This is a genomic window from Roseateles sp. (genome assembly GCF_052436255.1).
Taxonomy (GTDB): Bacteria; Pseudomonadota; Gammaproteobacteria; order Burkholderiales; family Burkholderiaceae_C; genus Pelomonas.
The window spans coordinates 1-10,641 of the sequence record NZ_JBQVNP010000163.1; the positions used below are offsets into that span (position 1 = coordinate 1).

Sequence of the window (10,641 nt, forward strand, 5' to 3'; positions counted from 1 at the left end):
GCATCAGCGCCGGCAGCGCCATGGCCGAGGCGGCCTGGGGCCGGGTGCAGCGGGCGGCGGCGGGCTTCCTGGCCGAAGGCGGTGGGGCCGAACTGTTCGACGGCGCGGCGCCTTATCCGCAGATCAACAGCGCGTTCAACCCGGGTTGACGGACACGCGCAGCTGCAGCTCGCGCTCCGGCTGTCCGGCGGCGTCGCGACTGCTGACGGTACCGCGCGGCGCGGGGGGCGATGCGCCGCCGCCGCTGCGCGCGACGGTCTGCCAGCGTTCCAGCGGCAGGTCCAGTGTGGACCGGAACAGGTTGTCGCCGTCGTCGACATCGAAGGCCACGCGCACCGGTGCGCGGCCGCCGGGCCAGGTCGGCGTGACGGTGAAACCCTGCGTGACACGCCGCTCGCGCGGCTGCGGATTGACGTAGACGCCGCGCACGGCGCCGGTGGGAGCGACCTCGACGACCGTGTCCATCCACTGCACTGGTTCGCGCGTCGTCAGCCGCAGGCTGGCACGGTGGCCGTTGCGCACCTGCAGCCGCTGAAACGGCGGTGGCGTGGCTTGCGCGGTGGACGTGACGACGCCTGGGCCGTGCGGCGACACGGTGCCGGCCGTGCCGATGACGACGGCGCCGTCGCGCACGCCGGCCTGGGCGGCGCCTGGCAGCTGGCTGTCCACCCAGCGCAGTTCCACGAGCAGCTGCACCGCAGGCGGCGCCGCCGCAGCGGGCGCGGCCAGCAGGGTCAGCAAGAGCGGTAGCAGCAGGCGGCGCTTCATGCGCCCGAGCTTAGTCCCGCGCCGGGGGCTGTCGCCACTGCAAAAGCCGCGGTCCGAACAGGTTGATCGCCAGACCGGCCATCACCAGGGCCGCAGCCGTCAGCTTCCAGCCCGGCAGCGACTCGGCCAGCAGCAGGCTGCTGGCGCCCATGCCGAAGATGGGCACCAACAGTGCCATCGGGACGATGCTCGCGGCCGGATGGCGCGCCAGCAGCCAGCTCCAGCAGCCGTAGCCGAACAGCGTGTTGGCGAAGCTCTGCCACACCACCGCGGCCCAGGTGCCGGCGTCAGCGGCGGCCAGCCCGGCGCTGATGGCCCCTGGCCCGTCGACCACCACCGCCAGCACCAGCAGCGGTGGCACCGCGAAGGCGCTGCTCCAGACGACATAGGCCAGCATGTTCACCCGCCCGGCGCGCTTGCCGACGATGTTGCCGCAGGCCCAGGAGAAGGCCGCGGCCAGTACCAGGCCCAGGCCCAGCGGCGTGGTCGTGCCATCGGTGTGCCCCACGATGACGACGATGCCGGCGAGCGCCAGCGCCAGGCCAAGCCACTGGCTGGGCAGCACGCGTTCCTTGGCCAGCCAGACGGCCAACAGCAGCGTGAAGAACACCTGCGTCTGGATGACCAGCGAGGCCAGCCCGGGCGAGATCTCGCTGCGCATCGCCAGGTAGAGCAGGCCGAACTGACCAACCGCGACGAACAGGCCGTAGCCCGCCAGGTTGCGCCAGCCCACCGCCGGGCGCGCCAGAAAGAAGCAGGCCGGCACGAAGGCGATGGCGAAGCGCAGCACCGCCAGCGTCATTGGCGGCAGCACATCCAGCGCGACCTTGATGACGACGAAGTTGCTGCCCCAGATCACCACGACGGCGAGCGCGAGCAGGAAGTGGCGCAGCGGCAGCGAGGAGGTCATGTCACCCGGGATTTTGCGGGCCGGGCGCCGCGCCGCTCCCACGCCGGCCCGTCCACCGGGAGGACCGCCCAGGCGCGCCCGCGTTCAGCGGGGCGAGACTGGGCGAGGGGGCCTAGTCGACGCAGACGCGGTTGCGCCCCTCGGCCTTGGCCTTGTAGAGCAGCCGGTCGGCGCGCTCCAGCGTCTGCGCCAGCGTTTCGCCGCGGCGGTGGCCGGTCAGGCCGATGGAGACGGTGACCGAGACCGTGGCGCCACCGACGTCGACCTGCAGCGCGGCGGTGTGCTCGCGCAATCGCTCCATGCCGCCCAGGGCCGGGGGCATGGCCGTGTCGGGCATCAGCACCAGGAACTCCTCTCCGCCCCAGCGCGCCAGCACGTCGGTGCCGCGCATGGCCGCCTGGCCCGCCTGGGCGAAGGCGCGCAGCACCGCGTCGCCGGCCGAGTGGCCGTGCAGGTCGTTGACGCGCTTGAAGTGGTCGAGGTCGGCGAGGGCGATGCAGAAGTCGTGGTGGTGGCGCAGCGAGCGCAGCAGCACCTGGTCCATCAGCGCCTGCACCTGGCGGCGGTTGGGCAGGCCGGTCAGCTCGTCGCGTGTGGCAATCGCCTGCAGCTGGTCCAGCGCGCGGGCGAGCTCCTTGCGCTGGTCCGACAGGCGCCGCCGGATGCGGCTCAGGCGCGCCGTCAGCACGGCCACGGCGGGCAACATGCAGGCCAGCATCACAAAGTGGCCGATCTCGACGGCCGGCGGGTAGCTGGCTGGCTTGAGGGCCGCCATCACGCCCATGACCCCGCCGAACCACACCAACGCAAACGCGCTGAGTTCATAGGCGCTGCGGGCGCGCAGCTGGAACATGCCGAACATCAGAATCAATGTCAGTACCGGGAAGCAGGCCCCCCGCAGCGGCCCCGCCTGCGCATAGCCCAAGGCGGCGGCGCTGATGGCGAAGGCGATCTGCAGCCGGGTCAGCGAGGGGTCGGGAAAGTGCAACGACCAGCCGCTGCGAATGGTGGCGTAGATGGCGGCCATTCCGCCCAGGGAATAGACCGTCCAGGCCCACAAGGCCAGGCCGCGCTCACCGCCGCCGATGCGCACGGCGTAGTGCAACATGGCCACGCTGATGACCATCAGCACCATCGCCAGCGACGTCTGGCGCAGGCGCAGCCGCTGGGCGGGCTCGCTGCCCAGCCAAAGGTCGCCAAGCCGATGGAGGTGTGCCGTCGCCATGGTTGCAAGCCTAACGCGGCTGCGGTGCCGGGCCTTGCCTTTGCGCGCGTGGCCGGCGGTTCTTGATCACGCCCGGTTGCCGTGTCAGTGCACGTAACCGGTCAGCAGGGCGCGCGCCCTGTCAGGACGCTCCCGCGCGGCAGCGGTGGGACGGTTGTTGCCCCATGGGCTCATCCTTTCAGGTGGCTCAGGGGCAACACGCCGCTGGCCTTGACCTCGCCGAGCGAGAAGCTGGTGTGGATGTCCTTCACGTTGGGCAGGTTCAGCAGCGTGTCGATGGAGAAGCGCGAGAAAGCGTCCAGGTCGGTGGCCATGACCTGCAGTTCGAAGGTGCCGGCGCCCGAGATGTAGTGGCAGGCGATGACCTCGGGCAGCTGGCGAATGGCGTCCTCCAGCGGCTTGGTGGCCGCGCCGGCGCTGCGCTCGGCGTCCACGCGCACGAAGGCGAGCACGCCCAGGCCGAGCTTGCGGCGGTCGATCTCGGCGCGGTAGCCGGTGATGTAGCCCTGGTCCTCCAGCCACTTCACGCGCCGCCAGGTGGGAGCGGCCGACAACCCGATGCGCTGGGCCAGCTCGGCGTTGGACAACCGGGCATCGGCCTGCAGCTCGGCCAGGATGGCGATGTGGTGGCGGTCGAGGGCTTCCGGGGTGGCTTCTTCAGAACTCATGGTTTGCCCTGATCGGCGAAGGGACGATGCAATTGGAAGCGATTTTTGCGCAATTGAGAAAGAATGTTGCTGGCGAGGCTGGTTTCGAGCGCAATTGAGAAAGCACTGCGCGCGACCATTTCCCTACACTGATCGGCCCGGCCATACTGGCCCATGGCCCGCGCGCCTGCCTCACAAGGGCTGGTCTCTCGGGTCGCCACTCTGGAGTTCCATCCCATGAACGCACCGCTGCCCGAACACATCCTGCGCGCCCTGCAGACCGTCGCCCTCGACGACAAGTACGCGCTTGATTCCGGCCGTGCCTTCATGAGCGGCGTGCAGGCGCTGGTGCGGCTGCCGATGCTGCAGCGCACCCGCGATGCGCTGGCCGGGCTCAACACGGCCGGCTTCATCAGCGGCTACCGCGGCTCGCCGCTGGGCACCTATGACCAGGCGCTGTGGGCGGCCAAGAAGCATCTGGCCAAGCAGAACATCGTGTTCCAGCCGGGCGTCAACGAAGAACTCGGCGCGACGGCCGTCTGGGGCACGCAGCAGCTGGACCTCTTCCCCGAGAAGGCCAGGTTCGATGGCGTGTTCGGCCTCTGGTACGGCAAGGGCCCGGGCGTGGACCGCTGCATCGACGTGTTCAAGCACGCCAACATGGCCGGCACGTCCAAGCATGGCGGCGTCATCGCCATCGCGGGAGACGACCACATCGCCAAGAGCTCGACCGCGGCGCACCAGAGCGACCACGTCTTCAAGGCGGTGGGCTTTCCGACCTTCTTCCCGAGCAGCGTGCAGGACATCCTGGACATGGGCCTGCATGCCTTTGCGATGAGCCGCTTCTCGGGCGTGTGGGCGGGCATGAAGACGATCCAGGAGATCGTGGAATCCTCTTCCTCGGTCAGCGTCGACCCGGACCGGGTCAACATCATCCTGCCGGAAGACTTCCAGATGCCCGCCGGTGGCCTGCACATCCGCTGGCCGGACCCGCCGCTCGAGCAAGAGTCGCGGATGATGAATTACAAGTGGTACGCGGCGCTGGCCTACATCCGCGCCAACAAGCTGAACTACAACGTCATCGAGGGCCCCAACGACCGCTTCGGCCTCATCACCAGCGGCAAGGCCTTCAACGACACCCGCCAGGCACTGCACGACCTGGGCCTGGACGACGACACCTGCCGTCGCATCGGCATCCGGCTGCACAAGGTCAATGTCGTGTGGCCGCTGGAGGCGCAGATCACACGCGACTTCGCCAAGGGCCTGCAGGAGATCCTGGTCGTCGAAGAGAAGCGCCAGATCATCGAATACCAGGTCAAGGAAGAGCTCTACAACTGGCGCGCCGACGTGCGCCCGAACGTGCTCGGCAAGTTCGACGCCGGTGACGGCGGCGAGGGCGGCGAGTGGAGCGTCCCCAACCCCAGCGACCACTGGCTGCTGCGCCCGCAGGCTGACCTGACGCCGGCCATCATTGCCCGCGCCATTGCCAAGCGCCTGAAGAAGCTCGGCGTGGACAGCGACATCGCCGCCCGCCTGGACGCGCGGCTGGCGGTCATCGATGCCAAGGAGGCATCGCTGACCGCCGAGATGCAGACCGCCGGCGGCGCCGACCGCACGCCGTGGTTCTGCTCCGGCTGCCCGCACAACACCAGCACCCGTGTGCCCGACGGCTCGCGTGCCGTCGGCGGCATCGGCTGCCACTACATGGTCACGTGGATGCCCGGCCGCAACACGGCCACCTTCACGCAGATGGGCGGCGAGGGCGTGCCCTGGGTCGGCCAGGCGCCCTTCACCGACGAGAAGCACATCTTCAGCAACCTGGGTGACGGCACCTACTTCCACAGCGGCAGCCTGGCCATCCGCCAGAGCATCGCCGCCGGTGTGAACATCACCTACAAGATCCTCTACAACGACGCGGTCGCGATGACCGGCGGCCAGCAGGTCGGCGAGCGACCCGAGGGCCACAGCGTCATCCAGATCATGAACAGCGTGATCTCGGAAGGCGTGAGGAAGCTGGTCATCGTCACCGACGAGCCGGCCAAGTACGAAGGCGTGGCGCTGGCCCCGGGTGTCACCGTGCACCACCGCGACGAGCTTGACGAGATCCAGCGCCAGTTCCGCGAGATCGAGGGCACCACGGCCATCATCTACGACCAGACCTGCGCCACCGAGAAGCGCCGCCGCAGGAAGCGCGGCAAGCTGGTGGACCCGGCCAAGCGCGTCGTCATCAACGAGCTGGTCTGCGAAGGCTGCGGCGACTGCTCGGTGCAGTCCAACTGCCTGAGCATCGAGCCGCTGGAGACCGACTTCGGCCGCAAGCGCCAGATCAACCAGAACACCTGCAACAAGGACTACTCCTGCGTGAAGGGCTTCTGCCCGAGCTTCGTCACCGTGGAAGGCGGCGAGCTGAAGAAGCCCAAGAAGGACGCGCGCAAGAGCCCCTTTGACGCCGCGCTGCCGCCGCTGGCCATGCCGGACGTGCCCAATCCCGACAAGGCCTGGGGCATCGTCGTTGGCGGTGTCGGCGGCACCGGGGTCATCACCATCGGCCAGCTGCTGGGCATGGCGGCCCACCTGGAAGGCAAGGGCGTCATCACGCAGGACGCCGCGGGCCTGGCCCAGAAGGGTGGTGCGACCTGGAGCCACATCCAGATCGCCAACAGCCCCGACGCCATCTTCTGTACCAAGGTCGGCACGGCGGAGGCCGACCTCGTCATCGCCTGCGACGCCATCGTCGCCGCCAACAAGGCCACGCTGGCCGTCATGCGCGAGGGCCGCACCTATGTGGCGCTGAACACGCATGGCTCGCCGACGGCAACCCTCGTCAACGATGCCAACTGGAGCTTCCCCGGCGCGGCTTGCGAGCAGGCAGTGGGTAACGCCGTGGGCCGCGACCTCCTCGGCTCCTTCGATGCCGAGGAGGTGGCCGTCAAGCTGGTGGGCGATTCGCTCTACACCAACCCGCTGATGCTGGGCTACGCCTGGCAGCAGGGCCGCATCCCGCTGAGCTATGACGCGCTGATGCGCGCCATCGAACTCAACGGCGTGCAGATCGACAACAACAAGATCGCGTTCGAATGGGGTCGGCGCTGCGCGAGCGACTTGAAGGCCGTGCAGGCGCTTTATGCAGCCCAGCAGGTCATCCAGTTCGTCAAGCGTCAGGGTGTCGACGAGATCATCAGCAAGCGCGTGGACTTCCTGACCGGCTACCAGAACGCCGCCTACGCGGCCGAGTACAAGGCCTACGTCGACAAGGTGCGCGCTGCCGAGGCCAAGCTGGGCGCCACGACGCAGCTGACCGAAGCCGTGGCGCGCTACCTGTTCAAGCTGATGGCCTACAAGGACGAGTACGAGGTGGCCCGCCTGCACACTGATGCGTCCTTCATCAACAAGGTCGCCAACCAGTTCGAGGGTGACTACAAGCTGGTGCACCATCTGGCGCCGCCGTTGCTGGCCAAGAAGAACAACAAGGGTGAGCTGGTCAAGCGTCCGTTCGGGCCCTGGATCCGCCCGGCATTCGCGGCCTTGGCCCGGATGAAGGGCCTGCGAGGCACGGCCTTCGACATCTTTGGCCGCACGGCCGAGCGCAAGATGGAGCGCCGCTGGATTGCCGACTACCGCGCCGGTGTCGACAAGGCGCTGGCCGGTTTGAGCGCCGAATCACTGGCCACGGCGATTGAGCTGGCTCGGGTGCCCGAGGGCATCCGTGGCTACGGCCATGTGAAGGAGCGCCACGAGAAGGTCGCCAAGGCCAAGTGGGACGCGCTGCTGGTTAAGGTCTGAGCGTGGAGTGCTGCAGCACGATCAGCCAGCGGCCATTGAGGCGCTGGTAGGCAAAGCTGTAGCGCGCCGGCCTGTCCTTCGCCTGGCCGTCGACCTCCTCGGTGAATGCGTATTCGCCCGAGCGCACCGCGGTGTCGCCGAAGAACTGCAGGTTGCCGATGATCCAGCGCATGCGCGCCGTCGGCCGCTGCGCCATCTGGTCGAAAAACTGCGGCAGCGCGACGCCGTCCAGTGGCACGCCCGAATACTCGTCGTCGGTGATCAGGGCACCCGGCGCATACAGCTGCTGCAGCCGTCGCGGGTCGCGGCTGTTGTAGGCGTCTTTCCAGTCCTCCAGCGCCTGCATCAGGTCGTTGACGCAGTTGCTCGCGGGGTCGTCGCAGCGCAGTGGTGGCGACACGACCACCTTGGGTGCCGTGGTGCAGCCGCTGCCGATCACCATCAGCAGCAGGCAGGCCACTGCCGCAAGCGGCCTGCGCAGCGTGTTGATGAATGCCATGTTGCTCTCCCTTCCTTGGATATCCGCCCGGCACCCTGCGCTGACGACGGGCTGACGGATGCTTGCCGCTGCGTGCGGCGAGCTTCGCGGCGCACGCAGGATGGCCACTCTAGACTGCGGCCGCCATGCTGCGCCGCCGCCTCTTCATCGCCTTGCCGCTGGCCCTGGCCGCCGGCCATGCGGCCGCGCGCGGCGAGGTGCTGCGCACCGCAGCCCAATCGGGCATGAACCTGAAGTTCAACCTCGGCGGCGATGGCCCGCCCGGGTTCTGCGTGGACTACATCCATGCGCTGCAGCGCATCGACCCCGGCCTGAAGTTCAGCGGCCTGGACGAGGCGCTGCCGCTGACACGCATCGAGAGCGACCTCGCGGCCGAGCGCATCGACCTGTTCTTCGGTCTGATGAGGACCCGCGACCGCCTCGCGCGCCTGCGCTTTGTCGACGCGCCGGCGCTGTACAACGTGCGCCACCAACTGGCCGTGCGGGCCGACGACGCTGTGGACGTGCGCAGCTTTGACGACATCCGCGCCCTGGGCGCTCAGGGCGTCATCCTCGCCACGCGTGCGACCGGCTACCCGAGCTTCCTGGCCGAGCAGCCGGGCCTCATCGTCGACGACGGCGCGATGGACAACGCGCGCAACATGCGCAAGCTGCTGAATGGCCGCGGGCGCTTCTTCTACCAGTCCGACGCGACGCTGCGCCACGTCATCGAGGCCGAGGGGCTGCAAGGCCGCGTGCGCATCCTGCCCACTGTCTTCCATGCCGACTCGCAGCTGCTGGCCCACGCACCCAGCATCGCCCCGGAACGACTGGCGCGCGTCGTCGCGGCCATGCGGTCGCTGGAAGTCAACGGCACGGCGGCACGCCTGCGCGCCGCCTACGGACTGCTTTGAGTTCCAGGCGGATCTGGCCCGGCCTGCTGCTGGCGCTGCTCGGCGCCATCGGCTTCTCCGGCAAGGCCATCATCGTCAAGCTGGCCTATCGCCACGGCGTCGACGCGGTCACGCTGCTGATGTGGCGGATGCTGCTTGCGCTGCCCTTCTTCCTGGCTATGGCCTGGTGGGCCAGCCGGGGCAAGCCCGCGCTGACGCGCCAGGACTGGCGTGACATCGCCGTGCTCGGTTTCACCGGCTACTACCTCGCGAGCTACCTCGATTTCGCCGGCCTGGCCTACATCACGGCGAGCCTGGAGCGGCTGATCCTCTACCTGAACCCGACGCTGGTGTTGCTGATCTCGGTGCTGTTCTTCCAACACAGGTTGCAGGCGCGCCAAGTGATCGCCATGGCGATCAGCTATGCCGGCGTGCTGGCCGTGTTCGTTCACGAGCTGAGCTTCGAAGGCCGCAACACGGCCCTCGGCGCGGCCTTGGTGCTCGGCAGCGCGGTCAGCTACGCGGTCTACCTCGCGCTCAGCGGCAAGGTGGTGCAGCGCCTGGGCTCGATGCGCCTGGCCGGCCTGGCCAGCAGCGTGGCCTGCTTGCTGTGCATCGCGCAGTTCGCGCTGCTGCGGCCGCTGTCCGCCGCTGCCGTGGCGGAGCCGGTGCTGTGGCTGTCGTTGCTCAACGCCACGGCCTGCACGGTGGCGCCGGTGCTGATGGTGATGCTGGCCATCGCCCGCATCGGCGCGCCGCTGTCTTCGCAGGTCGGCATGGTCGGCCCGATGAGCACGCTGATCATGGGCGTGCTCATCCTGGATGAGCCGATGAGTGCATGGATCGCCGTCGGCACCGGGCTCGTGCTGGCCGGCGTCTTCCTGATCAGCCGCCCGTCACGTCAACCGTAGAGCACCTTGGGCAGCCACAGACCGATCTGCGGCCAGATGTAGAGCAGCACGATGGCGATGATCTGTATGCCCATGAAGGGCAGCATGCCGGCGAAGATCTGGTTCAGCGTCACGTGCGGCGGGGCCACGCCCTTCAAGTAGAAGGCCGACATCGCCACCGGCGGGCTGAGGAAGGCGGTCTGCAGGTTCAGCGCCACCAGCAGGCCGAAGAACAGCGGGTCGACGCCGAAGTGGTCCAGCAGCGGAATGAAGATGGGCATGAAGATCACGATGATCTCGGTCCACTCCAGCGGCCAGCCCAGGATGAAGATGATGAGCTGGCTGAGGATCAGGAACTCGGTCTTGCTGAGCTGCATGCCCAGCACCCACTTCTCCACCAGGTCCTGCCCCCCAAGCAGCGCGAAGGCGGCCGAGAAGATGGCCGAGCCGACGAACAGCCAGCAGACCATGGCGGTGGTCTTGGCGGTCAGGAAGACCGACTCCCTGACCTCCGTCTGCAGCCGCGCCTGCCGGTAGGCCATCAGGGCCCAAAGCAGCACGCCGCCCGCAGCGACGGCGCCGAACACCGGGCTGACCGGCTCGGAAGCCAGCCCCTGCTTGTGCGCCGCAAACCAGACCAGAGATGCCATCAGCGGCAGCCACAGCAGCAGCCAGACCAGGAACACCGGGCGGCGCTGGCCAGGCCCGCGCTTGTTGACCACCGAGTAGACGGCGGCCAGCACATAGCCGCCAAAGGCGCCGACCGCGGCCGCCTCGGTGGGCGTGGCCAGGCCAAAGACGATGGAGCCCAGCACCGCCAGGATCATGATCAGCAGCGGGAAGAAGCTGGTCAGCAGCAGCTTGAAGATCTCCAGCCGCTGGAAGTTGAGCAGCGCGTAGAAGCCCACGAGCGCCACCGCCGTGACCGCCCAACCGACCCAGCCGCGACCGCGCTCTGGGGGCGGCGCGGCGCCGGGCGCCGCGGCCGGCGCCGGTTCGGCGATGGCCGATGGCGCGGCCCCAGGGGTGTCAGGCTCGGTGACGGGA

Annotated in this window: 10 protein-coding genes; 3 read left to right on the forward strand and 7 right to left on the reverse strand. The window is 68.6% G+C overall.

The features are described from left to right. Window positions 1-135: 135 nt before the first annotated feature. From ACT6S0_RS23735 to ACT6S0_RS23755, 5 genes are all read right to left on the reverse strand, one after another. Window positions 136-768 carry a hypothetical protein gene (locus tag ACT6S0_RS23735; protein WP_444766237.1) on the reverse strand — a complete coding sequence of 211 codons (633 nt, stop codon included), beginning with the start codon at window positions 766-768 and terminating at the stop codon, window positions 136-138. A 10-nt stretch (window positions 769-778) separates the two neighbouring features. Then, window positions 779-1,678 (reverse strand): EamA family transporter, encoded by a 900-nt coding sequence (locus ACT6S0_RS23740; protein ID WP_444766238.1) that lies wholly within the window; start codon window positions 1,676-1,678, stop codon window positions 779-781. Between the two features lie 112 nt (window positions 1,679-1,790). Then, complete coding sequence (locus ACT6S0_RS23745) at window positions 1,791-2,903, reverse strand: GGDEF domain-containing protein (protein ID WP_444766239.1); 1,113 nt, start codon at window positions 2,901-2,903, stop codon at window positions 1,791-1,793. 170 nt (window positions 2,904-3,073) lie between these two features. Further along, entirely contained in the window at window positions 3,074-3,571 is a 498-nt protein-coding gene (locus tag ACT6S0_RS23750) for an Lrp/AsnC family transcriptional regulator (RefSeq protein WP_444766240.1), read from the reverse strand. Then, window positions 3,568-3,726: a hypothetical protein gene (locus ACT6S0_RS23755; protein WP_444766241.1), complete on the reverse strand. Its 159-nt coding sequence runs from the start codon at window positions 3,724-3,726 to the stop codon at window positions 3,568-3,570. Before ACT6S0_RS23755 ends, ACT6S0_RS23750 begins: the two co-directional genes overlap by 4 nt. Before the next feature lie 61 nt (window positions 3,727-3,787). Between ACT6S0_RS23755 and ACT6S0_RS23760 the strand changes: the two genes are divergently transcribed. Further along, a complete protein-coding gene (locus tag ACT6S0_RS23760) occupies window positions 3,788-7,333 on the forward strand; it encodes an indolepyruvate ferredoxin oxidoreductase family protein (RefSeq protein WP_444766242.1) in 3,546 nt (1,181 codons plus the stop codon). Here ACT6S0_RS23760 and ACT6S0_RS23765 read toward each other — a convergent pair. Continuing rightward, window positions 7,323-7,832 (reverse strand): DUF4440 domain-containing protein, encoded by a 510-nt coding sequence (locus ACT6S0_RS23765; protein ID WP_444766243.1) that lies wholly within the window; start codon window positions 7,830-7,832, stop codon window positions 7,323-7,325. The two genes, ACT6S0_RS23760 and ACT6S0_RS23765, sit on opposite strands and share 11 nt — an antisense overlap. A 125-nt stretch (window positions 7,833-7,957) precedes the next feature. Between ACT6S0_RS23765 and ACT6S0_RS23770 the strand changes: the two genes are divergently transcribed. Beyond that, complete coding sequence (locus ACT6S0_RS23770) at window positions 7,958-8,725, forward strand: hypothetical protein (protein WP_444766244.1); 768 nt, start codon at window positions 7,958-7,960, stop codon at window positions 8,723-8,725. After that, a complete protein-coding gene (locus tag ACT6S0_RS23775) occupies window positions 8,722-9,615 on the forward strand; it encodes a DMT family transporter (RefSeq protein ID WP_444766245.1) in 894 nt (297 codons plus the stop codon). The genes ACT6S0_RS23770 and ACT6S0_RS23775 overlap by 4 nt, the downstream gene beginning before the upstream one ends. Here ACT6S0_RS23775 and ACT6S0_RS23780 read toward each other — a convergent pair. After that, the coding region (locus ACT6S0_RS23780) for a TRAP transporter large permease subunit (protein ID WP_444766246.1) at window positions 9,606-10,641 on the reverse strand (1,036 nt) is incomplete at its 5' end. The genes ACT6S0_RS23775 and ACT6S0_RS23780 overlap by 10 nt on opposite strands.

Coding starts and splice junctions, on each gene's coding strand:
- ACT6S0_RS23740 (WP_444766238.1), bottom strand. CDS start 1,678: ATGACCTCCTCGCTGCCGCTGCGCCACTTCCTGCTCGCGCTCGCCGTC.
- ACT6S0_RS23735 (WP_444766237.1), bottom strand. CDS start 768: ATGAAGCGCCGCCTGCTGCTACCGCTCTTGCTGACCCTGCTGGCCGCG.
- ACT6S0_RS23760 (WP_444766242.1), top strand. CDS start 3,788: ATGAACGCACCGCTGCCCGAACACATCCTGCGCGCCCTGCAGACCGTC.
- ACT6S0_RS23750 (WP_444766240.1), bottom strand. CDS start 3,571: ATGAGTTCTGAAGAAGCCACCCCGGAAGCCCTCGACCGCCACCACATC.
- ACT6S0_RS23770 (WP_444766244.1), top strand. CDS start 7,958: ATGCTGCGCCGCCGCCTCTTCATCGCCTTGCCGCTGGCCCTGGCCGCC.
- ACT6S0_RS23765 (WP_444766243.1), bottom strand. CDS start 7,832: ATGGCATTCATCAACACGCTGCGCAGGCCGCTTGCGGCAGTGGCCTGC.
- ACT6S0_RS23755 (WP_444766241.1), bottom strand. CDS start 3,726: ATGGGCCAGTATGGCCGGGCCGATCAGTGTAGGGAAATGGTCGCGCGC.
- ACT6S0_RS23745 (WP_444766239.1), bottom strand. CDS start 2,903: ATGGCGACGGCACACCTCCATCGGCTTGGCGACCTTTGGCTGGGCAGC.